The 25,339-nt window shown below is 33.8% G+C and carries 24 protein-coding genes; 17 read left to right on the top strand and 7 right to left on the bottom strand.

What is annotated here, in order from left to right; all coding sequences use genetic code 11:
• Positions 1 to 86: 86 nt before the first annotated feature.
• Both MJQ71_RS03825 and MJQ71_RS03820 read right to left on the bottom strand, forming a co-directional pair.
• Complete coding sequence (locus MJQ71_RS03825) at positions 87 to 1,631, bottom strand: hypothetical protein (protein WP_238804624.1); 1,545 nt, start codon at positions 1,629 to 1,631, stop codon at positions 87 to 89.
• The gene (locus tag MJQ71_RS03820) at positions 1,621 to 2,226 is read right to left on the bottom strand and encodes an RNA polymerase sigma factor (RefSeq protein ID WP_238804623.1); all 606 of its coding nucleotides are present in this window, start codon (positions 2,224 to 2,226) and stop codon (positions 1,621 to 1,623) included. The genes MJQ71_RS03825 and MJQ71_RS03820 overlap by 11 nt, the downstream gene beginning before the upstream one ends.
• A 196-nt stretch (positions 2,227 to 2,422) precedes the next feature.
• Here MJQ71_RS03820 and MJQ71_RS03815 point away from each other — a divergent pair, with 196 nt between their 5' ends.
• From MJQ71_RS03815 to MJQ71_RS03770, 10 genes are all read left to right on the top strand, one after another.
• Positions 2,423 to 3,151, top strand: a complete 729-nt coding sequence (locus tag MJQ71_RS03815; protein WP_238804622.1) for a hypothetical protein — start codon at positions 2,423 to 2,425, stop codon at positions 3,149 to 3,151.
• Positions 3,152 to 3,291: 140 nt separating this feature from the next.
• Positions 3,292 to 3,645: a hypothetical protein gene (locus MJQ71_RS03810; RefSeq protein ID WP_238804621.1), complete on the top strand. Its 354-nt coding sequence runs from the start codon at positions 3,292 to 3,294 to the stop codon at positions 3,643 to 3,645.
• 236 nt (positions 3,646 to 3,881) lie between these two features.
• Positions 3,882 to 5,252, top strand: a complete 1,371-nt coding sequence (locus MJQ71_RS03805) for a protein-disulfide reductase DsbD family protein (RefSeq protein WP_238804620.1) — start codon at positions 3,882 to 3,884, stop codon at positions 5,250 to 5,252.
• 144 nt (positions 5,253 to 5,396) lie between these two features.
• On the top strand, positions 5,397 to 5,936 hold the full coding sequence (locus MJQ71_RS03800; protein WP_238804619.1) for a (2Fe-2S)-binding protein: 540 nt from the start codon (positions 5,397 to 5,399) through the stop codon (positions 5,934 to 5,936).
• 29 nt (positions 5,937 to 5,965) lie between these two features.
• The gene (locus tag MJQ71_RS03795) at positions 5,966 to 6,409 is read left to right on the top strand and encodes a thioredoxin family protein (protein ID WP_238804618.1); all 444 of its coding nucleotides are present in this window, start codon (positions 5,966 to 5,968) and stop codon (positions 6,407 to 6,409) included.
• On the top strand, positions 6,396 to 7,328 hold the full coding sequence (locus tag MJQ71_RS03790; protein WP_238804617.1) for an FAD:protein FMN transferase: 933 nt from the start codon (positions 6,396 to 6,398) through the stop codon (positions 7,326 to 7,328). Before MJQ71_RS03795 ends, MJQ71_RS03790 begins: the two co-directional genes overlap by 14 nt.
• Positions 7,325 to 7,543: a DUF4266 domain-containing protein gene (locus MJQ71_RS03785; RefSeq protein ID WP_238804616.1), complete on the top strand. Its 219-nt coding sequence runs from the start codon at positions 7,325 to 7,327 to the stop codon at positions 7,541 to 7,543. The genes MJQ71_RS03790 and MJQ71_RS03785 overlap by 4 nt, the downstream gene beginning before the upstream one ends.
• Positions 7,544 to 7,616: 73 nt before the next feature.
• A complete protein-coding gene (locus MJQ71_RS03780; protein WP_238804614.1) occupies positions 7,617 to 8,897 on the top strand; it encodes a DUF3570 domain-containing protein in 1,281 nt (426 codons plus the stop codon).
• 15 nt (positions 8,898 to 8,912) lie between these two features.
• Entirely contained in the window at positions 8,913 to 9,443 is a 531-nt protein-coding gene (locus tag MJQ71_RS03775) for a hypothetical protein (RefSeq protein WP_238804612.1), read from the top strand.
• 10 nt (positions 9,444 to 9,453) lie between these two features.
• Positions 9,454 to 10,401: a glycerophosphodiester phosphodiesterase gene (locus MJQ71_RS03770; RefSeq protein ID WP_238804610.1), complete on the top strand. Its 948-nt coding sequence runs from the start codon at positions 9,454 to 9,456 to the stop codon at positions 10,399 to 10,401.
• On the opposite strand, the gene MJQ71_RS03765 is transcribed toward MJQ71_RS03770, so the two are convergent.
• Together MJQ71_RS03765 and MJQ71_RS03760 are read right to left on the bottom strand one after the other, a co-directional pair.
• Positions 10,376 to 11,113, bottom strand: a complete 738-nt coding sequence (locus MJQ71_RS03765; protein ID WP_238804608.1) for a LytR/AlgR family response regulator transcription factor — start codon at positions 11,111 to 11,113, stop codon at positions 10,376 to 10,378. The two genes, MJQ71_RS03770 and MJQ71_RS03765, sit on opposite strands and share 26 nt — an antisense overlap.
• A gap of 59 nt (positions 11,114 to 11,172) precedes the next feature.
• Positions 11,173 to 12,216: a sensor histidine kinase gene (locus MJQ71_RS03760; RefSeq protein WP_238804606.1), complete on the bottom strand. Its 1,044-nt coding sequence runs from the start codon at positions 12,214 to 12,216 to the stop codon at positions 11,173 to 11,175.
• Between the two features lie 334 nt (positions 12,217 to 12,550).
• Between MJQ71_RS03760 and MJQ71_RS03755 the strand changes: the two genes are divergently transcribed.
• From MJQ71_RS03755 to MJQ71_RS03730, 6 genes are all read left to right on the top strand, one after another.
• Positions 12,551 to 15,088, top strand: a complete 2,538-nt coding sequence (locus MJQ71_RS03755; RefSeq protein ID WP_238804605.1) for a TonB-dependent receptor — start codon at positions 12,551 to 12,553, stop codon at positions 15,086 to 15,088.
• A gap of 300 nt (positions 15,089 to 15,388) precedes the next feature.
• Positions 15,389 to 16,246, top strand: coding sequence for a dienelactone hydrolase family protein (locus MJQ71_RS03750; protein WP_238804598.1), 858 nt, complete (start codon positions 15,389 to 15,391; stop codon positions 16,244 to 16,246).
• A gap of 158 nt (positions 16,247 to 16,404) precedes the next feature.
• Positions 16,405 to 16,968 carry a YceI family protein gene (locus tag MJQ71_RS03745; protein WP_238804596.1) on the top strand — a complete coding sequence of 188 codons (564 nt, stop codon included), beginning with the start codon at positions 16,405 to 16,407 and terminating at the stop codon, positions 16,966 to 16,968.
• A gap of 191 nt (positions 16,969 to 17,159) precedes the next feature.
• Complete coding sequence (locus MJQ71_RS03740; RefSeq protein WP_238804594.1) at positions 17,160 to 17,852, top strand: hemerythrin; 693 nt, start codon at positions 17,160 to 17,162, stop codon at positions 17,850 to 17,852.
• 175 nt (positions 17,853 to 18,027) lie between these two features.
• Positions 18,028 to 18,927 (top strand): TraB/GumN family protein, encoded by a 900-nt coding sequence (locus MJQ71_RS03735; RefSeq protein ID WP_238804592.1) that lies wholly within the window; start codon positions 18,028 to 18,030, stop codon positions 18,925 to 18,927.
• 128 nt (positions 18,928 to 19,055) lie between these two features.
• A complete protein-coding gene (locus MJQ71_RS03730) occupies positions 19,056 to 20,306 on the top strand; it encodes a DEAD/DEAH box helicase (RefSeq protein WP_310587513.1) in 1,251 nt (416 codons plus the stop codon).
• 129 nt (positions 20,307 to 20,435) lie between these two features.
• Here MJQ71_RS03730 and MJQ71_RS03725 read toward each other — a convergent pair whose 3' ends face one another.
• Positions 20,436 to 20,984 (bottom strand): hypothetical protein, encoded by a 549-nt coding sequence (locus tag MJQ71_RS03725; protein ID WP_238804590.1) that lies wholly within the window; start codon positions 20,982 to 20,984, stop codon positions 20,436 to 20,438.
• 362 nt (positions 20,985 to 21,346) lie between these two features.
• On the opposite strand from MJQ71_RS03725, the gene MJQ71_RS03720 reads away from it, so the two are divergent.
• On the top strand, positions 21,347 to 23,245 hold the full coding sequence (locus MJQ71_RS03720; protein ID WP_238804588.1) for a YgiQ family radical SAM protein: 1,899 nt from the start codon (positions 21,347 to 21,349) through the stop codon (positions 23,243 to 23,245).
• A 40-nt stretch (positions 23,246 to 23,285) separates the two neighbouring features.
• Here MJQ71_RS03720 and MJQ71_RS03715 read toward each other — a convergent pair whose 3' ends face one another.
• Both MJQ71_RS03715 and MJQ71_RS03710 read right to left on the bottom strand, forming a co-directional pair.
• The gene (locus tag MJQ71_RS03715; RefSeq protein WP_238804587.1) at positions 23,286 to 24,209 is read right to left on the bottom strand and encodes a phosphatase domain-containing protein; all 924 of its coding nucleotides are present in this window, start codon (positions 24,207 to 24,209) and stop codon (positions 23,286 to 23,288) included.
• Positions 24,206 to 25,258 (bottom strand): T4 RnlA family RNA ligase, encoded by a 1,053-nt coding sequence (locus MJQ71_RS03710; RefSeq protein WP_238804585.1) that lies wholly within the window; start codon positions 25,256 to 25,258, stop codon positions 24,206 to 24,208. The genes MJQ71_RS03715 and MJQ71_RS03710 overlap by 4 nt, the downstream gene beginning before the upstream one ends.
• Positions 25,259 to 25,339 lie beyond the last annotated feature (81 nt).

Below are 25,339 nucleotides of genomic sequence, written 5' to 3'. Positions count from 1 at the left end.
ATTAACATTTTATACTGATTTTAAAAACTATTCTTCATTTCCTCTATATTCAAGTTTATCTTTTATTATGCTTAAAATTTTTGCATCTATCGACTGATTCTATAAAATCCATTTAGTTTTAAACCAAATGTAAAATCATTTTTCCTGTACGAAACTTGTTTAATTTGATAAGCAAAATAAGGACTCATTTGAAGTGAAAATTGATTCCATCTTTTCTCAATTCCTGTCGAAATCATCCAATTATTAAAAGGAATAACTGGTATTTTTTCGATAAGTCCTTCATGTTCATCATCTATTGCAAAGTTTCGATGTGAATACGACGTAAATTGTTTTAGATTAAAATCTAGGTCTGTACCTGTTGCAAACAAACCTGTATAATTTTTCTGGAATGGCAAACGGTAATTCAAATAAATTGGCACTCGAAACAAAACTTGGTGTGCCTCAATATTCTCAATCGAATTACCAATTGGAACATTAACAGTATGCTGTTCTCTAAAATCCTTATCTGTTTTTCGTTTAAAATCATCCTCATCACCAAAATGCTCAAAACCAAGAAAAGAGACATTTACTCCTGTTGTTAAACTCCATCTTTTTGCAAATAAAATATCTGTTAGAATACTCGACCCTATTTGAGAATTATCAACATTTCCCCCTAAACCAACACGATATTTTAAGTTTGGAGCTGAAATACTTGAAAATTTGAATGACGAACGGCTTTTTGGTAATGAACTAACTTGAGGTAAGTTGATTTTTCTATTTGATAAGTCAAAGAGATATTTCAAGTCGAACAAACCAAAACCTTTGCTTTTCAAATCACTTATAATCAACACTTTACTATTTTCAGATGTTCCTAATTCAAGCGTTTTATTGGATTGAGATTCTGAAACAATAACCGTTTGATTTGAGTTTTCAATGCCATTTTTGAAAACATCCGCTGTTGTAACATCGTTTTTACTTGCTTTACTTGTTCGTACAGTTTTTTCAACATTTCTGTTATTATTTTTCAGATCGTTGTATTTTTTATTTTTTGTATTATTCAAAGAATTCAAAGATAATTTTTCTTTCCTTTCATTTTCAATTAAGTTTAAAGAACGTGTCTCAGTTTTCAATTTAGTATCAGGCGAAGCATTTTTATCAGCAAAAACTCTTTTTGAATTAGGTAAGATATTTTTACTACTTTTCTCTTCGATTGAAACTAAATTAGCCTCATCAGTTGAAGCAATATCTGTCATTTCAACGCTAAAATTGTTAGATATGCTAGCGACTTCGACTTCTTTCTTTATATGTTTTAGCACATAAATTGTATCCGTTTTTTCGATAGTTACGGGCATATTTATCTTATTGGAAGTTGTTACAATTACTTGTTTTTGTTCCAATTGTTTATTTAGACTTGAAATTTTGTTTAGTAAAGTTTTATTTTCATTCGCTTGATATAAAGTGGTGATTAATAAAGAAACGATAATGGCAGTAGCTACTGAATAAGTAAATACATGGCCAAAGCGTTGCCAAATACTCAGAGGGATGTGCTGATTCACATAACCCTGAATTCGGTCAATTTCATCATCTCGGAATGGTGGGTGAAAACTCTCGACTTTTCGTCGAAACTCTTCATCAAATTTGTCAGTTTTCATTTAATTTATGTTTTTTAACCGCATAAATATCAAATAAATGAGGATAATGTATTCTAATCATTTCTTGAAGTTTTATTCGTGCATCTTGTAAATTCGATTTAGAAGTACCTTCTTGAATACCCAAACGTTCGGCAATTTCTCGGTGTTTATACCCTTCAACTACATACAAAATAAATACCATGCGATAAGTTGGAGATAATTTACGTACAAGCCCCATGATTTCTTCAACCGAAAGCTGACTTATAATGTCGTCATCAAAGTCGGTAATTTCAATTTCGTCAACCGTTATTTGCAAATGATATTTTTGGTTACTTCGATAATAATCAATGGCCGTATTGACCATAATTGTTCGTAACCAAGCCTTAAATGGCTGAGTAGTATCGTATTTTGATAGATTCGTGAAAATTTTCAAAAAACCATCATTGATAATTTCCTCCACTTCTTGTTCATTGCTAGAGTACCTTGAACAAATACTTTTAGCATAGCCCAAAAAGAGTTTGATAAGCGTTCGTTGGGCTTGACTATTTTGGTCAATACAAGCCTTTATTACGCTTTCAAGGTTATCTTCTGAAAATGTTTTTTTCTTAAAAAACAAAATTATAATTGGTTTTAGGTATTTGTTAATCTATTACGAACAATAAAAAAAAATGGTGGGGTAATTATTGAATAAAAATTCAATCTCTTTTTAAAAATAAGTTAAACCACAGTATTTTAAAAAATTCACCCCACCTTTTTTGCCTGCCTAGCGTAATGGTGGGTGAAATCAATTTTATAAAACAAATATACATAACATGGGACGATTCAGCAGGTTAATTATTTTTTTAGCAAGTTTGGCATTGGTTATTTCGACAAATGCAATAGGACAGGATTCTACAAAAACTTCTTCGATTAGAACTGTTTTTGGTGGAAAAAAAGCTTCCTTAAAAGTAAATTATTTAGGTATTTATTTTGCTCCAGAATATCAATATGGGCAATTAGGAGGCAGTTTTACTTCATTGGGTGGTGGTTCTTTTATGCTTCAGTTTAACAAAAAATTAGGTGTTGGGGTTACCGGATTTGGGAGTTTTAGAAATAATCAAAGTTCAAATATTAATGGTTCTTTCGCTGGATTAAAACTTGAATATACATTAAAACCTGATGCTGCTATTCATGTTTCATTTCCTCTTGTAATCGGCGTTGGCGGGAATGGTTTGGGCGAATTTGGAGAGCATCACGCATTTAGAGGCGACCGAGATGGTGGTGTATTTCCAACGGATGGAATTGACCCAAATGTGATTCACACTGATTATGATGATGAAAGTGGAAATATTTCAAAAATTATTCAACCTGGTATTATTGCAGAAGCAAATTTGGCTCGTTTTGTAAAATTTCACATCGGGGCTAATTATCGCCTAGCTTTTAACTCAAATGGTTACAATACTGATTATCAAGGGTTTTCTGCAAATACTGGTTTTAAAATTGGCCTTTTTGATTATTCATTAAAACGTAAAAAATCAACCGCAAAAACTGATAAATTATAAATTTAATCAGCCTCATGCAACCTTTTTTATAAGCAAATCCGTCGTTTATTCTAAATAAGTTTAGGCCTAGACTATTGAGTAAATTATCGAAATTTTAGTATTGGATTTATTTTTCACTCCATTAAAACAATCAAATTGAAATGAAAAAAACATTGTTATTTTCTATTTTTGCTCTTGCGAGTATCCAACTTATTTCGTGTAATAAAGATAGTCTAAGTCCAGATTCTTCGGTAAATAATCTTACCTCAGCTGCTATAACCGATTCGACCAAACATAAACCGAAGCATGGCGGAGTTGATTCTTTAGGACATGGCCCACACGGGGTGAGTGGAGATTCTTTAGGGCATCGTCCACATGGAATACTTGGTGATTCTTTAGGACACAGACCACCGCATGATTCGCTTCATATTAAACTTGATTCACTAGGTCACAAACCTTCAGGCGATTCGACCAAGCACCAATCAAAACCACCAAAAGGTCATAAACATGGTTGAAAATAAAACAATGCCTTTCTGTAAAATATTCAGGAAGGCATTGTCAATCAAATTTTGAGAATTACTCTAATTTTCAAAATCATATTCGATTCAAAGATTTACAAGTAATTGTTTTCTTCTTTAATAGATTGACTATCAAACACCTACATTTATTGATAAAATTCTCCTCTCAATACCCCACTGTTTTTTTAGGTCATACGTATTATTAGTTATAGTTTTATTAAACACATTTTTTCATGCAAGAACAACAGTCTTTGCTCGGTTTTCTTTCTGTGGCTTTTTTGGCGGGAATTGCCAATTTGTTTATGCCCTGTATTTACCCAATCATGCCAATGACCGTAAGTTTTTTTACCAAACAAACAGACGGTTCTCGAAAAGCGATGTTTTACGGTTTTTCAATCATGTTTGTTTTTGCGTTGATAGGCTTCGTTACGATGGCTTTTGGAGCTCCTTTTCTCAATTTTATTAGTACTCATTGGCTGCCAAATCTTCTTTTCTTCGTTATTTTTATCATTTTTGGTGTATCTCTTTTGGGTGCTTTTGAGATTGTTTTACCGCATCAATTTGTCAATCGCATTGATGGAATGTCAGAAAGTGGCGGTTGGTTAGGTATTTTTTTCATGGCACTCACACTCGTTGTCGTTTCATTTTCTTGCACAGCCCCATTTGTAGGTTCGTTGCTAATTTTGGCTGCTCAAGGTGAAGTTTGGCGACCACTTTGGGGAATGTTAGCCTTTGGACTACCTTTTGGCTTAGTTTTTACTCTCTTGGCAATGTTTCCACAATGGCTCAAAAGTCTGCCAAAATCGGGCGGTTGGATGAACGAAATGAAAGCCGTAATGGGCTTTGCTGAATTTGCGTTGGCATTGAAGTTTTTAAGTAATATCGACCAAGCATATCATTTCAACCTGCTTCATCGCAATATTTTTCTAATATTTTGGATAATTATTTTTGGATTAATTGCACTTTATATCTCAGGATTTATCCGTTTACCAAAAGATACCAAAGTAAAAACCTACCATTGGACTAGAATCACTTTTAGTGTTTTATTCTTTGCATTTACAGCTTACTTACTTCCTGGAGTGATTCAAGGCAAATCACTAGAGTTGCTTTCAGGAATATTACCTCCACAAGATAATAACACAGCAATTGTTGGCGTTCCAACTGAGAAACTTCGCCCGATGCCTCATGGCTTATCAGGTTTTAGCGATTATGATGATGCACTAGCTTATGCAAAACAAGTAAATAAACCGCTTTTACTAGATTTTACGGGTTATGCTTGTGCAAATTGCCGAAAAATGGAAGAAAATGTTTGGGTAAAACCCGAAGTTTTGGCTCGCTTGAAACAAGATTTCGTAATTGCTTCGCTTTATGTTGATGACAAAAAGGAATTACCTATCAACAAGCACTACAAATCGAATTATGATGATGAGTTAAAAACCACCATTGGTGATAAAAACATGGACTTAGAAATTACAAGGTTTAATAATAACGCCCAACCTTATTACGCCGTAGTTGACGCAAATGGCAAAACTATCGTCAATCCAATTGGCTTTTCAAATGTGGAAGATTTTGTAAAATTTTTGGATGAAGGTAAAAAGAAATAGATTTTCAATCAACCTTTTTGAATCAGGCTTCGTCTTTGAATTAAAACAAAATTAACTTAAAAGAAATAAAATTTCGACCCACTATTATATATATTATTACGTATTAACAAGTACAAACTATTATTTAAAAAAACATTAAATTTTATGACACGTTACGAATTTTTGAAATCAATGGGTTTTAGTGGTGCTGCTTTAATGGCTCTTTTAACTTCATGTGTTAGAGAAGATGATAAATATGTTAATGCCTTAACGGTTTCACCAGATGGAAGCACAACTGGAACTACTACAACTGAGACAACGGGAACGACCACAACTGGGACAACTACAACGACGACAACCAATGCAACAGGCGTTATCACAACTGAAGAGCTAAATAAAATCACCAATACAAAGCTTAAAATTGACTTAACATCTTCGACCTACTCAAAGTTGAAAACAGTTGGCGGTTACGTTGTTGTAAGTGGTGTAGTGGTGGCACTTTCAAAAGCGAATACATACATTGCGGCTACAGTGGTTTGCTCGCATGAACCTAAAAAACAGGTTATTTATTATAATAATGAATGGTATTGCACTGCTCACGGAGCAAGATTTTCGTTGACTGGCTCTGGTTTAAATGGCAATGGTAGAGGAGGGTTATCTGTGTACAAGGTTGCAACTGACGGAAAAACATTGGTAGTTTATTAATTTGAATCACGCTAATATTTAATTCTAAAATGAAATTTTTAAGCATCGTTCTTACATTATTTTTTCTTGAAGGTTCGCCACAATGGGGTTCTGACTTCGGCAAAGCTAAATCGGAAGCTGTCCAAAATAAAAAATGTATTGTTATTAATTTTTCAGGGTCAGACTGGTGCGGGCCTTGTATCAAATTAAAAAGAGATATTTTGGATAGCCCTGAGTTTTTAGACTATGCTACACAAAACCTGGTTCTGGTTAGAGCAGATTTCCCAAGATTAAAGAAAAATCAGTTAGATAAAAAACAAATTGCACTCAATGAAGCTCTGGCAGATAAATATAATCAAGAAGGGAAGTTTCCATTGACAGTTTTGGTTAGCCCTGAAGGAAAAATACTGAAAGAATGGGATGGCTATCCAGCTGGAATCACCACAGAATCCTTCTTGCAGGAAATTCAAACAATTCTCAATGCACGAAAATAAAATTCATCACAAAACGCTCCGTCTAATGGGTAATCGCTTTACTATCAGTGTAGTAAGTGATAATAAAAGTTGGGCAGAAAGTCAGATTGATAATGCAATTATAGAAATAAGTCGAATTGAAAAGTTACTGACGACATTCAATGATGATAGTCAAACAAACCAAATCAACCAAAATGCAGGAAAAAAACCAGTAAAAGTTGATAAAGAAGTTTTTGATTTAATTAGTCGTTCGTTACGAATTTCAACATTAACTGATGGAGCGTTTGATATTACTTATGGGTCGCTTGATAAGCGGTTTTGGAATTTTGATAAAGCAATGACATCACTTCCAGATGCAGCAACAGCTAAGCAAAGTGTTGATTTAATTGATTATCAAAATGTGGTTTTAGATGAAAATAATCAAACAGTTTTTTTGAAAAAACAAGGTATGAGAATCGGTTTTGGTGGAATTGGCAAAGGCTATGCCGCCGAACGAGCTAAACAGATTTTGATTCAAAATGGCGTTGAGAGCGGTATCGTAAATGCTGCTGGTGATTTAACAACTTGGGGAAATCAACCAAATGGAAAACCCTGGACAATCGCTATTGCCGACCCAGATAAGCAAAATGTGGCTTTTTCTTACCTTAATATTAGTGGTTTGGCAGTTGCAACTTCGGGAAATTACGAAAAATATGTAATAATTGATGGCAAGAAATATTCACACACCATTGACCCAAAAACAGGTTTCCCAGTTTCTGGAATCAAAAGTGTAACTATCATTTGCCCAAATGCTGAATTAGCAGATGCAATGGCAACTCCTGTGACAGTAATGGGCGTATCGGCGGGACTCAGTCTTATCAATCAAATGCAGCAAATTGCCTGTATTATTATTGATGACGACAATCAAATTTTCACATCGAATAACATCAAAATATCATGAAATCAATTAAAATATTCGTTCTTTTTGCATGTTTAATTGGTTCTATGGCTTCTTGCGTAACCGTAAAAGAATACCAAAAAAACCGAATCAATGACTCAGAAATGGAATTAGCTGCCCGTAAAGCAGAAAAATTTGAAACAAGTTTTTATCTATACCGTGAAGGTGCTTCAGGAGCAAACGGTGGTAAAAGCGGAGGTGGATGTGGCTGTAATTAATAAGTCATCATCTATTTCAAAATTACAAAATATTGATAATTAGCACTTTAGCTAACTAAATCAAATCCTTTTCATGAAGAAAACAATCATAACAATCGGCTTATATGCCAATATTTTGACTGGTGCATTTGCTCAGATTAACAGTACTCAATATCTTTTCAAAAAAGCGAATTCCAACACAAAACCATTATCAAGCCAAGAATATAAGTTAAGTTCAAAGCCAACAACTGAAGGTGGATTTCGAAAACTTAAATTAGAAGAAGTAAATATTGTTTCGAGTTATTATAATCAAGAAGGAAATCACTCGGCGGTAACAGGTGGCATTGGTTCAGAAAAACTTATTGACTTTGCAAACTCCTTGGATTTAAAACTATCATTTATTGATAGACAAGAGCGTAAACACACCATTACAGCCGATGCTTCGATTGATTATTATTCTTCGGCCTCGTCTGACAAAATTGACCCTCGCTCTGTTTCTTCTGCTTCAATGTCAGATGTTCACTTTTATCCTACACTTTCTTGGAGTGTAAAAGACGATAAAAAACATACGACTTTTGGTTCAAGTTTCTCTTATTCAACAGAATGGGATTACCAATCGTATGGTGGAAACATCAACTTTGCCAAATCATCCAAAGATAATAATACCGAACTAAGTCTAAAATTAGGTGCTTTCTTTGATACTTGGTCTGTGATTTTACCTTACGAACTTCGCCCCGATGGTTATGGTTCTGGTGCTGAAGGAGATAATAATATAGATTTTAAACGTCGAAATTCATACAATATGTCGATTGGCGTTTCACAGGTAATCAATAAGCGTTTGCAAATCATGGCGGTTATTGAACCTTCATACCAAGAAGGGTTATTGAGTACACCATACCACCGTGTATATTTTACGGATGGCACTTTAAAAGTAGAGAAATTACCAGGAACACGAGCCAAACTTCCTGTTGGCTTACGTGCCAGTTATTTTTTAGGAGACCGATTTATTATTCGTTCGTTCTATCGCTATTATCAAGATAATTGGGGCATGAAAGCTCATACATTCAGCTTTGAAGTACCAATAAAAATCACCTCATTTGTTTCGATAACACCGCATTATCGCTACAATACACAAACAGCAGTGAAATATTTTGCTCCTATAAACAGCCACAAATTAGATGAAACCTATTATACTTCTGACTTCGATATTTCTGATTTCAGAAGTGCATTTTGGGGTGCTGGTGTCAGAATTGCTCCGCCAGATGGTGTACTAGGAATTAAACATTGGAATACAGCCGAGCTGCGTTACGGACATTATAATCGAAGTAATGGAATGGTGGCAAATATCATTACTTTGACCGCTAAGTTTAAATAAAAACTGCTTTTGGTAATGTTAAAACAAAAAGCAGTATTATTGATAATCTTATATTGTGGCTTTCAAGATAAATCATTTTCACAAATAAATACCGAGAAAATGGTTAAGAATTTGATTTATCTTGAAGCTTTTGGAACGGGAGGTTATGGCTCTGTTAATTATGAACGAGTGCTATTTCACCAAAAGAACAAACAATATCCGAAGTTAAATGTTGGTTTGCGAGTTGGCGTAAGTACATTACATTTAAGAGATTTTGAGGGCAAATTTAACCCCGATTTAATATTTCCTGTCTCAATTAATGCTTTTTATGGCAAAATTCACCATTTAGAAGTAGGTCTCGGACAAACCATTTCCAACGTAGTACAGACCAACACAAGTACATTTACAATCGAACGAAAAACTACACTTAGTTCAAATTTTACGGTTGGCTATCGGTATCAAAAAAATAAACGTGGCCCAATTTTTCGGCTAAACTACTCTCCTATTATTTCTACAAATAAAGTTTATAACAATTGGTTTGGCCTATCAGTAGGGTATGGTTTTTAATGTCATTTCTATGAAAAATGCTACTTTGATTACAATCATTTTGTTGCTTTCTTCGTGTGAAAAAGAATCTGAGATTTTTTCGATTGTTAATCTTAATCGCAATAATATCACAGTTTTGGGTCATGCAGGAATGGGTATTTCGTCAATTTATCCGATTAATTCGTTTGAATCAATCGTTAATTGTTTGAATCTTGGAACAGATGGCAGTGAAATTGATGTTCAGATGACAAAAGATAGCATATTGGTTGCTTTCCACGATTCTGATTTGACAACCAAAACTAACCTTAATGGCTTGGTTAGTGCCTATAATTTTGACGAGATACAGAATGGATATTATGACCAAATGCCCTACAAATCATATTCAATCATTTCATTAGAGCAGTTGTTTTCTAATATCAATGATTTGGGTACTTTCAAATTTACATTCGATTGTAAATTATACAATGCTGATACTCGAAACGATGAATATTTATCTACTTTTGCCAATGCAATCGTGAAAATTGTCAATAAATACGATATTCAAAGAAAAGTCTTTATTGAGTCGAATGACAAAAATTTTTTATCTATTTTGGCTAGAAAAAACGAAAGATTCAAACTTTTCATTTATCCGCAGACTTTTGAAGAAGGCTTAACAACCGCCACTGAACTAAATCTATACGGAATTACAATTTCAAATGATGATATTAGTGCCGAACAACTTATAATTGCTCACAATAAAGGTTTCAGAGTAGCTGTTTGGAATGTTGAAACCGAACAAGATAATTTGGAAGCAATCAGAAAAAATCCTGATTTTATTCAAACTGATAAAGTAAAATATTTGGTTTCGGCATTGAGTGCAACCGATGATGCGATACAACTCAACTTCCCTCAAAAATTTAAAATTGATACATTAAAACCTCGAACCGATTCTACAAATAAAATTCATCGGATAATTACGAAACCTGCTTCTTCTCAATAAATTCTTTGAAAACTTTTCGATAGGTATCACTGATGGGTAGAAAATTTTTGCCTATTTGTACTTTTTCTTTATCAATCGCATCAATAGCATCAAAGGCAATAATAAATGAATTATGTATTCTAATAAATTGACTATCAGGAAGTTGACTTTCTAAACTTTTCATTGTTTGGAGTGTAACCACCTTTTTTTCTTTGGTATGAATACTCACGTAATCTTTTAAACCTTCAATATACAAGATTTCATTTAAGCGTATTTTAACCAGTTTTGTACCATCTTTCACAAAAATAAAAGCTTGACTTCCTTCAGAATTAACGCTAATTTCTTGAACAATTTTTTCATGAATCACTGGTTGAGTTTGTGTGAGTCGAATAGTAGCTCTTTCAACGGCTTTCAAGAATCTTTCTAAGCTAATTGGCTTCAATAAATAATCAAAAACCTCTAGTTCATATCCTTCCAAAGCATATTCTGAATAAGCTGTGGTAAGAATAACTAAAGGTTTTTTTTGTAAAATTTTTAGCAAAGTTATGCCTGTAATTTCAGGCATTTGAATATCTGAAAATAGAATATCTACTGTATTTTCTCTCAAGAAATCTAAAGCTGCCAACGAACTCGAAAATGACTTGAGCAATTGCAAATGTGGCACTTTCTGAACGTACGCTTCCATCAAATTTCGAGCTAAGGGCTCATCTTCGATAATGATACAAGTAAGCATTTTCTGAATATCAATGGTGGAAATTCTATTATAAATAGGCAAGAAAAATCAATAATTCACTAGGATAAATTGAGTTTTAAAACAATTCGATATTCATTATCATCCTCATCAACGATTAATTCATAATTATTTGGATAACTCAAATCTAATCTTCGATTAACATTTTGCAGGCCAATACCCGATTTTTCATTAGTATTTTCCATGTTTTTGGGCAATTTGCTATTTTCTACAATATAAGTACAATTTTTACCCTCGATATCAATCACAATATTAACATAAGCTCCCGTCGAATTATTACTAACACCGTGCTTAAAAGCATTTTCTAGGAAAGTAATAAAAATTAAAGGCACAATCTGAACTTCACTTGGATTACCGTTGATTTCAAAACTAATGGGTACTTGATTATCTAAACGTAGTTTTTCCAAACTAATATAATTTTTCATGTACTCAATTTCTTTATTCAACGAAACTTTCGGATGATTAGAATCATAAAGCATATAACGCATCATTTGCGAAAGTTTTTCGATTACCTCCGTCGTATTCGGAGAATTAATCATAGCAAGATAATATAAATTATTGAGTGTATTGAACAAAAAATGTGGATTTATTTGTGCTTTCAAAAACCTCAACTCGGCTGTAAGTCTTTCATTTTCAACCTCTTTTTTCTTTGATTCAAGGTCAAACCAATCTTGAGCGAACCTTAACATTCCAACAAAAATGGCTATAAAAAACATAATCATTGTATGCTGAACGATAAATTTGGTTGCATACAGAAAATATTTTGCATCTTTTATATCTAAATAAATATACCTTTTTAAAAAAATGTGTAGGGTAATAATGATAGCAAAAGGTACAAAAAACTCTAATAAATAACGGCCAATATTTTTATGTTGGAGAAAACGAGGAAGCCAATAAAAATAATTTAGATAACTCACTGAAGCAGTAAAAAGTATCTGTGTAAAAGCATCAAAAAAGGCTCTAACATAATCTGTTTCTTCGCCACGTCGAGAAAAGGTAATTTGATAGAAAAAAAACGAAAAATATAAACACCAAAAAGAGAGGTGTAATAAAAATATCCTATTCCGCTGAATGAAAGTTTGCATTCTTTAACTTGTTTAAAACGACCAATTGAGTACGAATCACGTATCAAGCTCATAAATAATGTATCAAAGTTCAATTAAAATACCATTCAAATGCAAGTATTTTGGTCATATTTAAGGCATTTTTGCCATATTTTCTACAATCAGGCTTTTTTAATCGACTAATCAACACTAATATTCTACACTTCGGCATTGTCGAATTATTGGCCGAGTTGTCGAGTTGGTAAGCCTAGTTATCTATTTACAAAAACGATGTCAAAATTTAGGCTTTGATTTGTGTCAGAATTCAACAATACACAGATTTCTATCAAGATTTTAACAATAAAAAAATAATACAATGAAAACGTTATTTAAAATATTCACATTTATAATGCTTGCCACAAGTTTGGTTAATGCACAATTTGGACCTGGTGGTCCGGGTGGAATGGGACAAAGAAGTGATGGTAATGGAAGAGTAAAAACTGAACAAGCACCAACCCTTAACCTTGATGGAAATGCACCAAAAGGAAACTCAAAAATATTTGGTTTCGTAATTGATGAATCTGTTTCAACAGTGGTTGAGTTTGCCAACGTGGCTCTTTATAATAAAGAAACAAAAAAAGTTGTTGACGGAACGGTTGCCGACGAAAAAGGTAAATTCTCAATGAATAGAATTGCTGCTGGTGAATATAACTTGGTTATTACTTTTATTGGTTTCAAAGACAAAACCATTGAAGTAAAAGTTGAAAAAGGAAAAGACAACGATATGGGTGTCATTAAATTAGCCCAAAACGTAAAGCAATTAGATGAAGTTACGGTAACTGCCGAAAAATCAATGATTGAAGAAAAAGTTGATAGATTGGTTTATAATGCAGAAAAAGACCTCACTTCAAAAGGTGGTGACGCAGCCGATATTCTTCGCAAAGTGCCAATGTTATCTGTGGATTTAGATGGCAATGTTTCACTTCGTGGAACATCAAACTTAAAAGTTTTGATTAATAACAAACCGTCAACTATTGTTGCAAGTAGCATCGCCGATGCATTGAAGATGATTCCTGCCGATTTAATAAAAACCGTTGAGGTAATTACGTCACCATCAGCCAAATATGATGCTGAAGGTTCGGGCGGTATTATCAATATCATCTTGAAAAAATCTACTTTACAAGGACTTACTTTGAATCTTGACTCAGGTGTTGGTATTCGTGGCTCAAATTTAAGTTTGAACGGAAATTATCGTCAAGGAAAATTAGGGGTAACATTGGGTGGTTTTGGCCGTGCATTTTATAACAAATCTTATACAACATTAGATCAAAGCACTATTAAAAATGGCAATACGATTTTAACAAATCAAACTGCTGACGCTTATGATAATGGTTTATTTGGACGTTATAACTTAGGTTTCGACTACGATTTAGCTAAAAACCAATCTTTAACTGCATCAGTTGCATTCGGAACGCGTAATTTTACTCGTACGCAAGATTATACAATCAATCAATTTACTAACAATCTTCTCAATTCCACTTCTTTTAGAGATGTGACTAGCAAAGATTTATCAAATTCGGTTGATATTAACCTTGATTATATTCGTACTTTCAAACCTTCGCAAGAATGGTCAGTTTCAGGGCAATTTAGCCAAAACAAATTAACTAATAATTTTGATGCTGACCTTTTGAGTAACTCGCAAGAATTGTTGAGTCGTCAGAAAAACTTGAATAAAAACTTTAACAACGAAATTACTTTACAAACTGATTATCAAACTCCTATCAAAAAGAATCAAATGTTTGAGGTTGGTTTGAAAACTGTTATTCGTCAAGTAAATAGTGATTACGAATACCGAATCGCTGGAGCAACTGGTTCGTTTGCTACTGATGCTAGAAATCCAGCAGGATTGCTTAATTATAGCCAAAATATTGCGGCAGGTTATGTTTCTTACACTTTTACAACTAAAAAGAAACTCACAATCAAAGCTGGTACTCGTTACGAATACACGTCAATTACAGCCAACGACCAAAATAGTGATATTGTAATTCCTGCTTACGGAAATTTAGTTCCGAGTATCAATATCTCAAAACCTGTTGGAAAATCTTCAACGCTGAAATTGGCCTATAATAACCGTATTCAACGCCCAGGTTTGCAACAATTAAATCCGAATTATAATGCTGCAAACCCACAAAGTATTTCAATTGGAAATCCAAGCTTAAAACCAGAAATTTCTAATAACGTTGAGTTGAGTTTAAGCACCAATATCAAGAAAACATATTTGAACGTATCACTTTTTGGACGCCAAACAAATAACTCAATTACGCGTATCACAACACCATCTGATACATTGGCTGGAGCGGTTATCTCAACTTTCCAAAATATCGGTAAAGAACAAACTTTCGGAACAAACATTTTTGGTAACTTCTTTATTACTTCAAAATGGACAATTAATGGCGGAATCGACTTATTCTATAATTATTTGGAAGGACAACAAGTGGGCGTGAATGGAATATCATCAACTATTAGCAATTCGGGTATTGTAATTGGCGGACGTTTACAATCACAATTATCACTTAAAAATGGTTGGGCAGTTCAAGCATTCGGTGGATATAGAGGAAATCGTGTACAATTACAAGGTACTCAAGGTGGTATGGGAATGTATTCGATTGGAGCAAGAAAAGATTTCAAAAACAAAAAAGGTAGCCTTGGTTTAGCTGTTGACAATATTTTTGGAGGAATGGTGATGAGAAGCACACTTAATTCGCCACAATTTAGCCAAGTAAGTGTCAACAATATTTACAACCAAAACATTAAATTGACATTTAGCTACAAAATCGGTAAAATGAAATTTACAGAAACTAAAAAGACTAAAGTTAAAAATGATGATGTAAAAGCTGGTGCTGATAACAACTAAAATATATCTGAGAGTTATAAGACTATTGAATCTTATAACTCTCTTTCAATTATATGTCTTTTTTTTGATTAGGTTGAAAAATTAGAAGGCTTGTAATTTTATGCAAGCCCCTTCTTTCTTTATAATTGCATCGAGTAAACGAATGTTGACTTTTTATCGTATTCATTTAAATAATATTAATTTTTATGTGTTAAAACTTATTTAATGAAAATATCTTTGAATCGAATGAAGCTTTTAAGAAACTCAAATTGCATTAATTTTTTATAAACTTTCATAAAAAACCATCCTATCATTAAAGCTATGAATCAAGAAATCATTAATCTTTTCGATGAATTTACTCATAAACCGCTCAGTCGGAATGAGTTTATGAAACGCCTTGCCAAACTCACTGGAAGTACTGCTGCTGCTCTGGCTATTTTACCATTATTGGAAGTAAATTATGCTCATGCGGCAACTATCGCCGAGAATGACGAGGACATATTTACCGAAGACATCACTTATGAAGGCGATGGAACAACCATGAAAGCTTATTTTGCTAAGCCAAAAGCTGCCACAGGAAAATTGGGTGCAGTCATTGTTATTCATGAAAACAGGGGTTTAAATCCGCATATTAAAGATGTAACTCGTCGAGTTGCCAAAGCAGGATATTTGGCTTTGGGCGTTGATGCTCTATCACCATTTGGTGGAACTCCTACAAATGAAGACGAAGCCAGAGCTTTATTCGCTAAATTAGATGCTCCCAAAAATATCAATAATTTCCTAAAAGGATTCGATTATCTAACTTCACGCTCCGATAGCAACGGAAAAACGGCTTGCGTTGGTTTTTGTTGGGGAGGAGGTTTAGTAAATCAATTAGCGGTCAATTCACCGCAACTAAAAGCAGCAGTTGCATATTATGGCCGTCAAGCTGATGCAGCTGATGTACCTAAGATAAAAGCAGCACTTCAATTACATTATGGAGGTTTGGACGAAAGAGTAAATGCTGGTATTCCTGCATACGAAACTGCACTTAAAGCGGCTGGCACTAAACATGAAATATTTATTTATGAAGGAGCTAATCATGCGTTTAATAACGATACCGCACCAACTCGTTATAGTCCAGAAGCGGCCAAATTAGCTTGGGAACGAACTTTACGATTATTCAAAGAAACTTTATAAAAAACAAAATCGTTAATTAATCCATAAAGTCTATAAGTTCTATTCGTTAATAGATTGTTAACAAGGCATAATTAGTTTGTTAATACATTATATGTTATTACATTTGTTCAAGCATTTAATCTAAATTTATTTGTTAAATATTAACCAAAAAAAATCCAATGAAAAAAATCACAGTACTCGCAGTAGCATTATTAGTTTCAGCAGCATCTTATGCTCAAAAATGGTCAGTTGACAAAGCTCATGCAAAATTGACTTTTACAGTAACTCACTTATTGATGTCAGAAGTTGATGGCGTTTTTAAAAGTTTTGATGCAAGTATTACTTCTTCAAAAGAAGATTTTTCAGATGCAGTTTTTGAACTTTCAGCAGATTTGAAACAAGTAACTACTAACCAAGAAATGCGTGATGGTCACCTTCAAAAAGCTGATATGTTTGATACTGAGAAATTCCCAACAATGACTTTCAAAAGTACTTCAATTTCACCAGCAGGAGCAAAAAAATATGTTTTAAAAGGTGATTTGACATTGAAAGGTGTTACAAAACCTGTAACATTAGACCTAACTTTGGTTGGTACAGGTACTAACCGTCAAGGTAAAAAATTAGTTGGTTTTAAAGCAACTGGTACTATCAACCGTACTGCATTTGGTGTTGGTGCAATGCCATCAGCAGTTGTTAGCGAAGAAGTTGAATTGAGAGCAAGTGGTGAGTTCGCAGCAAACTAATCAGGCGTTTCATCATAGATAATAAAGAAAGATTAAAAGCATTCTGAAGCCAAGGCATTCGGAATGCTTTTTTGCATTTCTAACATTTCAGAATCTTTATTGAGTAGCGGTAACATCGGTTTTATGACATTGCTCATATTTTGCCTCAAACTACTTCGATATGTTTGTAGAATATATCAAAAATAAATACCATGACTACCGTGAATGACCTCATTGATAACTCAAAAATGCTTCAGCTAATTACTGAAAGGCTAGATTCTACGCCTAAAACTAAAGTAATTAATCGGCTTGAGATGAACCATGAATTAATTGAGTTAATCTTGGATTTGTACAACGATGATGAAGATTTTCCATTTGAAAAAATGCAAAAATTTTCGGTCGATGATATTCTCAATTATTTACAGGTTACTCACCAATATTATCTGAATAAAAAACTACCTGAAATTGAACAATCTTTGCTGCATATTTTCAGTAAATATGGACAAAGCCACCATTTACTGGCAAGTCTTGCGATATTCTTCAACAACTACAAAAATAAACTCGTTGACCACATAAGAATGGAAGAAAAACAATTATTTCCTTATATAAGAAAAATAATTGTTGCGTCTAAAATAAACTCTGTTTGTGCCGAAAGCTTAGAGATTAACCCTGAATTTTCGATAGAAAAATTTATTGCAAGCCACTCTCCTATTGAGGATGAATTGCAAGAAGTAAGCGAAATAATAAAGAAATATTCGGGCAATGAAGCAACGCCACTTCCTTACAAAATATTCTTAAATCAAGTAGAGCTTTTTGAGCTTGAACTAAGAAAACACGCTATTATTGAAGACCACGTACTCGTACCGATGGTTATTGAATTAGAAAAAAAACTAAAAGTCATTTGAGTCAATAAAACCACAATACCACTAAAAATTTGATTTCTAAGCACTTATCTGAACCGATAAGTGCTTTTTCTTTTTGGTTTAGCCAAAAGCCATATTATTTCTTTTTAATGAATAATCATTGTCTATTTTTAAAAATTGTTTTCTTTACATAGAATTTATAAATAACTTTTCGAGTATGTGGAAAATAAACTCATTTATCCAAAAACAGCCAATATTAACTTATTTCAAGATTTTCGTTATTGTACTTTTTCCATTTTTCACAAAAGCTCAACAAATCAATAGTGGTTTATTATGGGAGATTTCTGGGAATGGACTCGAAAAGCCTTCTTACATTTTTGGTACAATTCACTTGATTTGTCCAGATAACTTTTTTCTTCCAGCAGGAACGGAAGACAAGTTCAAAACAGCCCAACAAGTTTATTTAGAAATAGACATGGACGACCCCCAAATGATGATGAAAGCTCAAAAACTCATGCTTTCTGTTGATGGAAAAAAACTAAAAGATTTGATGAAAGAAGCTGATTATAAAACCTTTAGTGAGTATTTCAAAAAAACAATCGGAATGGACGTAGCAATGTTTGGTTCAGCAAAACCAATGTTATACATGAGTGTTGCATTAATGAAAACTGCGGGCTGTGCAATACCAAAATCGTATGAAGATTATTTTGCAAAACAGGCAAAAGAGATAAAATTAGAAATTTATGGATTAGAAGCCATCGAAGAGCAAATGGAATTGATGGACAAAGCTCCTGTTGAACAACAAATTGCGTGGTTAATGGATTTGGTTACAGAAGCAACAAAAGAAAATGATACTTACCAGCAAATGTTAACGCTTTATAAAAACCAAGATATTGAATCACTTACAAAAATGATTGGCGAAGAAATGGTTGGAATGAAAGGCTTAAAAGAAGAAATGTTAGTCAATAGAAACAAAAAATGGATTCCATTAATTGAGAAAATTAGTCTAGAAAAACCTACTTTCTTTGCAGTTGGAGCTGGACATTTAGGCGGTGAACAAGGTGTTTTAAAATTTTTACAACTAAAAGGATATTCTGTTAAGAGAGTAGAAAAATAAAGTACGAGTATAAAGAAAGGCACAAAAACCGACTGACTTTTTGTGCCTTTTTGTTTCATTAATCATAGAATAATGATATATTTGTAGATATTAAAGCTTTCACAATCCTATTAATTTATAGAAAACAATTGCAATTCAACGAACTTAACCTTCATGAAGATGTCCTAACTGGAGTGGATGCCATGAATTATTTGCAGGTCACTCCCATTCAGGAGCAGGCAATTCCAATCATTCTTGATGGAAAAGATTTGATAGCTTCCGCCCAAACTGGTACTGGAAAAACCGCAGCCTATCTAATTCCTTTACTCGACCAAATTATCCGTCAACAAAGCAATCAAACCTCAGCTTTAATATTAGTTCCGACCCGTGAACTTGCTAAACAAATTGATGAGCAAATAGAAGGATTTAGCTATTTTATCAATGCTACAAGCATTGCCATTTATGGCGGTGGAAAAGGTGAAGATTGGGACCAACAACGAAAAGCCCTTGTAAAAGGAGCTGATATTATCATTGCAACGCCTGGCCGTTTGATGGCTCACATGAATTCGGGCGAGGTGAAATTTGACCATATTAAGTGTTTGGTTTTGGACGAAGCCGATAAAATGCTCGATATGGGTTTTTCGGATGATATACTTTTTGTATTGAAGCATTTGCCGCCAAAACGTCAAAACTTGATGTTTTCGGCCACAATGCCAAAGAAAATAAGAGATTTTGCCAATAAAATTCTCCATAATCCTGAAGAAATACGGTTAGCTGTTTCAAAACCTGCCGTTGGGATTGACCAACAATTTTACTTAGCTTCCGACGAACAAAAGTTGCCTTTGTTGGTTCATTTAATGAAAAACACCGACGCAACATCTGTCATTATTTTTTCTTCCCAAAAAGTCATGATCGAACGCATTGTAAGGGCTCTGGGAAGAGCAAAATTTGATGCAAAAGGTATTTCCTCAGATAATTCGCAAGAAGAAAGAGAAGAATATTTGCGTGGATTTAAAAATAAGCAATTTAAAATTTTGGTTGCAACTGACGTACTTTCACGTGGAATTGACATTAATAACCTCAATCTTGTGATAAATTTTGATGTGCCACGCGATGCCGAAGATTATATCCACCGCATCGGCCGAACAGCTCGAGCAGAAACAACAGGAACAGCTTATACTTTCATTAACGAGAAAGACCAATACCGCATTGCAAATATTGAAAAACTACTTGAGAGAGAGGTTGAAAAACGAAATATCACTGAAAGTTTAGGGCTTGGCAAAGCTCCCGAATACAAAGGTTCACAACCGAGAAAGCCTTTTCGAAAACCTGAAGGGAGTGGAAAAAAGAAGTTTTTTAAGAAAAAGAAGCCTTCAGATAGTCTTCCTCCAGCGGTTTAATCAATATTAATCACCCACAAAAGCTATCAAATAAAGTAATATTTGTTAGCTTTTTGTTGATTAAAACAAGATAATTGGATATTAAATTTACCATTGACAAGCAATTTTTATGCAATCATTGTTTAATTTTTATCGAAAAATATCTCTTCTTCTTTTTCTTCTAAAATAACGTTTAAAACCAAAATATAGAAAAACAATTGAAGCTACTCCAAAAAGTAATGAAAGCGAATTGAGAGAGACCAAGGCTAGCAAAATAGCAATACCTAAAATGATGAAACCTGTATAAATTGTCGAATTAAGTGGAACTGGTTTTCTACTTTTTTTTGTAGTTTTTTTGTCTTTCGGATGCAGATTAGGAAATATTTTATGAATCAATGTACCTTCTTTTTCACTCACATTTTTTCGTTTTTTTCTCTTTCTATCATCATCAAACAGCGGTTTATTTGATTCATTTTCTGAGATTTCAATAGAAATTATCTCTTTTTGCTCAAAAAACACTTCAGATTCTTTTATAGAAGCCTCCAAAATCGGTTCAGGCACATTAATCTGTATTTCTGAATTTTGAACTTTTTTCTTTTGAGAATAACTTTGATTGGATGATTTTTGAAAGCTTGCAAAATCTTTTCGACAAGACGAAAATACTACGACTGTAAGTAATAATAACGTTAGGTTTTTCATTAAAAATGGTTTGTAAGTAATCTGTTTTTAGACATAGAAAACGTTTTTTTATGTCATTTGTTGCTGAATTTATTTTTCTTTTAATAAAAATAAATTCACAGTAAAATGAATTTCTAAATAGCATAAACTAACCAAATTTACATCATTTTTAATCAATTAGGCGTGTATTTTGCTCAACCTTCATTGAAATAAAATAAACTTTGTTATAACCAAATCATCAGATTTTTAGTTAATCTAAGCAAAAGATGCGTAATTTTGTAGAAAGTTGATAAGATTGTATACTCAATCAAACAACTAAATAGCTTTTGGGGAGCATTTGGCAATATCTGCCGACGGTGAACCAAAGAATATAAACTATTTATATGATAGAAAGACCAATAACCGACTGGTTGCCACTTACCAAAAAAGAGGTCGAAAAAAGAGGCTGGACCGATGTAGATGTAGTATTGATTTCGGGCGATGCCTACGTTGACCATCCTGCTTTTGGTACTGCCGTAATCGGACGAATCATAGAAAGCGAAGGATTCAGAATTGCGATTGTGGCTCAACCAAACTGGCAAGACGACTTGCGTGATTTCAAGAAATTTGGTAAACCTAAATATTTCTTTGGTGTAACGGCAGGTTGCATGGATTCGATGGTAAATCATTATACTGCCAACAAACGTTTACGCTCCAATGATTCTTATACGCCAGGTGGCGAGGCTGGTTTCAGACCTGATTATGCTACAACTGTTTACTCCAAAATCTTAAAGCAACTTTATCCAGACGTACCCGTTTTGATTGGCGGAATTGAGGCTTCGCTTCGTAGAGTTACACATTATGATTACTGGAAAGATGAATTAATGCCAACGATTTTGGCAGATTCACAGGCCGATATGTTGGTTTATGGAATGGGCGAGCAACCCTTGCGTGAAATGCTCAATTTACTCAAAGCAGGAGTGCCTTTCAACGAAATACGTGATGTCAATCAGATTGCTTATTTGCATGATTCTAACGAAGAATTGCCAACTTATAAAAACTGGAATACCGTCGAATTAGCTAGTCACGAAGTTTGTTTGCAGGATAAAATTAAGTATGCGTCCAACTTTAAGATTGTTGAAGTAGAATCGAATAAATGGCAAGCAAATCGAATTATTCAGAAAGTTGGTAACAAAACTTTGGTTATTAATCCACCATTCAAAATCATGGATGAAAAGGAAATTGACCAATCATTTGATTTGCCTTATACTCGATTGCCACACCCAAAATACAAAAATCGTGGGCCGATTCCTGCCTATGATATGATTAAGTTTTCGATAAATATGCACCGTGGTTGTTTCGGAGGTTGTAGTTTCTGTACGATTTCGGCACATCAAGGCAAATTTATTGCTTCTCGCTCCGAAAACTCAATTATGAAAGAGGTCGAACAAATTGTAAAACATCCAGAATTTAAAGGTTATATATCTGATTTGGGTGGGCCTTCGGCTAATATGTACAAGATGAAAGGCAAAGACGAAGATATTTGTAACCGTTGCCAAAGTCCAAGTTGTATTCATCCTGTAATTTGTTCAAATTTGGATACTTCTCATAAACCATTGACCAAAATTTATCAACAAGTTGATGCACATCCCGAAGTAAAAAAAGCTTTTGTTGGCTCAGGAGTTCGGTATGATTTATTGGTTGATGATTTCAATAAAAATAACAAAGACGGAAATCATGATGAATATATGGAGCAGTTAGTTACTCGTCACGTATCGGGTCGATTAAAAGTTGCTCCTGAACATACATCAGATGATACACTTCGTGTGATGCGTAAACCATCTTTTAAATATTTCAAAAAGTTCAAGGAAAAATACGACAAGATTCAAGATAAACACAACTTGAAACAGCCCTTGATTCCGTATTTTATTTCGTCTCACCCAGGTTGCGAAGAGGCTGATATGGCAAATTTAGCCGCAGAAACCAAAGATTTAGGTTTCCAGTTGGAGCAAGTACAAGATTTTACGCCAACTCCAATGACCGTTGCGGAAGTTATTTATTATTCGGGTGTACATCCTTATACTTTACAACCTATCAAAACGGCCAAAACTCGTGAAGAAAAATTAGCTCAAAACCGTTTTTTCTTTTGGTATAAACCTGAGTTTAGAACATGGATTCGTAGTAGATTGCACAAACTTAATCGCCCAGATTTAGCAGATAGATTACTGGCGAGTCCAAAGAAAAAAGAACAAGACTCAGTTACTCTAGGAGATAAAAAGAAGAAAAAGAAATTTAAGTGGTAAAATATTAAAAAGAGACGATGTTAAAATCGTCTCTTTCTATTTAAAAATCGCCATAATTGACTTGTAAACAAGGCAAACCGAGTTCTAAACGCCATAAATCGACTACTTGGTTTCTGTCGTCAAGTACAAATTTCACAAAATACTGATCTTTTACATGGGCTTCATAAAGCTCTTTTTTTACTATCGAATCTTTTCGAGAATCGCCAGCAGCACGCATAAAAAGTGCATCAAACGGAATTTTATTATAAGTCAGCCAATTCGTTGTTGGTCGTCGAGCATTTTCATCTCGACCCGACATCAAAATGATTTTCACACCCATTGAAGCATAATTTTTCACAAGTTCGGCAATCGGTTCGTTCAATAAATCAGTTTCACAACGTTGCGTATCAAACGGGCTTCGGTTATGGATAATTGCCAATGTACCGTCAATATCACATAAAATTGCGGGCGGTAAAGTATCATCTTGCGACTGATAATGAGGGCCTCGTTTGCTCAAGTCAACTTGTTTTTTGGTTGTATTTATCGGCGACTTTTCTTTAGCAATATGGTCGTTATACATTCTCATAATTACCTCTCGACCAACTTTTTTCTCACGTACCTCATCACGGGCCAAACATTCTTCGAGTGACGTTTCCATGATTTTAAATTCAATTTTCACTTCTTGTCCAGTTTCTTTTTTGAATCGCCCAATTACTTGTTGAATACGCTCAACTGGTCGGTCTGACAAATTGGTATCATCAATCACCACGTGCTTACCTTCTTTCAATGCCTCAATAAGCATCATATCTCGCACTCGCTCAACAAATTTTTCATTATTAGTAGAATGTTGAGAATTATCAAGCATCGCACGAAGTTCATCTTTGTTGAGTCGTTTCCACGCCCCTCTATTTTCATCAATCAACTTTCGAGCATAGGTTGATTTCCCGCTGGCTGGTAAGCCTCTTAGTATTAATATTGTTTTCATATTTCAATTTTATTGGTATATGGCTTTTCAAATTTTGGTCGAATCAATTTCCAAATGATGTGGTCATAAGGTCGATTTTCTATCATTTTAAACAAAACTGCTGGGTATTTGCAAGTTTGATAATAAAGAGCCGTTTCTTTTTTGGTTGCTAAAATCTTAAATTCTGATTTGGCTTCGGCCTCAATTTCGGCAAAATCATTGAGTAATTTGGAATGAGTTGCTTTTACCCAATCATAAAATTCGTCAGGGACTCGTTCCAAAATTGGCAACAATTCTTGGCCTTCTTTTAGGTATTCCCATATATTTACGCTTGTAACCCTCGTAATAATTTTATGAATTCTTACATATTCTTCAAATTTTACTTTCAAACGATAACCACTTCTAAATTTCACCACAAAACCTTCACGATTGTCTTCTTCCAAAGCCTTTAATTGTTGCAAATCGTTTAATCCATCATATCGTTTTACGATTTCAAAATGTTCATGTGGTAAAGATAGTGCGTGCCCTGTCTCTACGGTCGGCAATGGAATTTCTACACCCGATTTTGTATCAATAATGGCTAACAAAACCAATTTTCGGTCATCTCCATAATCAATTACAATTCGGTTTTCGGGGTAAATAATTTCAAATAAATAGGTTTTTGTTTGGTCTAAATATTTAATTAAATCAGCATATTTTGTGTGAAGTAACTCAGTTGCAACAATTGCCTGCTGGCTAGTAAACGAACCACGAGTGGCAATCGCAGGTTTTCTATCGACCCAATACAAAATACCGAGCGAGCCATCCATTTTCTCGTAAACCTCAAATGATTCGTCAGGTAAAATCAAATTTCCTGAATCTTCCAAATTAAAAAATTTCTGAAACGGACGAGCCACAATTTCATGCAACTCATTCATTATCAATCCTCTACAAATCATTGTCCATTCATTCCAGAGCCTGTCATACTGAGCTTTAGGCGAATAGTTATAAATATATAAATCCGCTGTTGGGTGCTTTTGTACATTAATATAATCGTTGGCAATGAGTTGTTTTAAGTCTTGAATATTCATTTCTTTTAGTTTGATGCTACAAAGTAAAAGCACAATTACGCAGTCTATTTGCGTAGATGAAAAATATTTTTATTATTTTTG

The organism is Emticicia aquatica (genome assembly GCF_923079645.1).
Lineage (GTDB): Bacteria > Bacteroidota > Bacteroidia > Cytophagales > Spirosomataceae > Emticicia > Emticicia aquatica.
Note: the sequence above shows the minus strand (reverse complement) of the source record. Positions and strands in the feature narration are given on the sequence as shown.

Bases quoted from the DNA above. Each gene is read 5' to 3' on its own strand.
- MJQ71_RS03720 (WP_238804588.1), top strand. From the start codon at position 21,347: ATGATAGAAAGACCAATAACCGACTGGTTGCCACTTACCAAAAAAGAG.
- MJQ71_RS03710 (WP_238804585.1), bottom strand. From the start codon at position 25,258: ATGAATATTCAAGACTTAAAACAACTCATTGCCAACGATTATATTAAT.
- MJQ71_RS03810 (WP_238804621.1), top strand. From the start codon at position 3,292: ATGAAAAAAACATTGTTATTTTCTATTTTTGCTCTTGCGAGTATCCAA.
- MJQ71_RS03795 (WP_238804618.1), top strand. From the start codon at position 5,966: ATGAAATTTTTAAGCATCGTTCTTACATTATTTTTTCTTGAAGGTTCG.
- MJQ71_RS03825 (WP_238804624.1), bottom strand. From the start codon at position 1,631: ATGAAAACTGACAAATTTGATGAAGAGTTTCGACGAAAAGTCGAGAGT.
- MJQ71_RS03715 (WP_238804587.1), bottom strand. From the start codon at position 24,209: ATGAAAACAATATTAATACTAAGAGGCTTACCAGCCAGCGGGAAATCA.
- MJQ71_RS03775 (WP_238804612.1), top strand. From the start codon at position 8,913: ATGTTAAAACAAAAAGCAGTATTATTGATAATCTTATATTGTGGCTTT.
- MJQ71_RS03805 (WP_238804620.1), top strand. From the start codon at position 3,882: ATGCAAGAACAACAGTCTTTGCTCGGTTTTCTTTCTGTGGCTTTTTTG.
- MJQ71_RS03725 (WP_238804590.1), bottom strand. From the start codon at position 20,984: ATGAAAAACCTAACGTTATTATTACTTACAGTCGTAGTATTTTCGTCT.
- MJQ71_RS03765 (WP_238804608.1), bottom strand. From the start codon at position 11,113: ATGCTTACTTGTATCATTATCGAAGATGAGCCCTTAGCTCGAAATTTG.
- MJQ71_RS03815 (WP_238804622.1), top strand. From the start codon at position 2,423: ATGGGACGATTCAGCAGGTTAATTATTTTTTTAGCAAGTTTGGCATTG.
- MJQ71_RS03785 (WP_238804616.1), top strand. From the start codon at position 7,325: ATGAAATCAATTAAAATATTCGTTCTTTTTGCATGTTTAATTGGTTCT.
- MJQ71_RS03735 (WP_238804592.1), top strand. From the start codon at position 18,028: ATGTGGAAAATAAACTCATTTATCCAAAAACAGCCAATATTAACTTAT.
- MJQ71_RS03790 (WP_238804617.1), top strand. From the start codon at position 6,396: ATGCACGAAAATAAAATTCATCACAAAACGCTCCGTCTAATGGGTAAT.
- MJQ71_RS03755 (WP_238804605.1), top strand. From the start codon at position 12,551: ATGAAAACGTTATTTAAAATATTCACATTTATAATGCTTGCCACAAGT.
- MJQ71_RS03745 (WP_238804596.1), top strand. From the start codon at position 16,405: ATGAAAAAAATCACAGTACTCGCAGTAGCATTATTAGTTTCAGCAGCA.
- MJQ71_RS03800 (WP_238804619.1), top strand. From the start codon at position 5,397: ATGACACGTTACGAATTTTTGAAATCAATGGGTTTTAGTGGTGCTGCT.
- MJQ71_RS03760 (WP_238804606.1), bottom strand. From the start codon at position 12,216: ATGCAAACTTTCATTCAGCGGAATAGGATATTTTTATTACACCTCTCT.
- MJQ71_RS03770 (WP_238804610.1), top strand. From the start codon at position 9,454: ATGAAAAATGCTACTTTGATTACAATCATTTTGTTGCTTTCTTCGTGT.
- MJQ71_RS03740 (WP_238804594.1), top strand. From the start codon at position 17,160: ATGACTACCGTGAATGACCTCATTGATAACTCAAAAATGCTTCAGCTA.
- MJQ71_RS03780 (WP_238804614.1), top strand. From the start codon at position 7,617: ATGAAGAAAACAATCATAACAATCGGCTTATATGCCAATATTTTGACT.
- MJQ71_RS03750 (WP_238804598.1), top strand. From the start codon at position 15,389: ATGAATCAAGAAATCATTAATCTTTTCGATGAATTTACTCATAAACCG.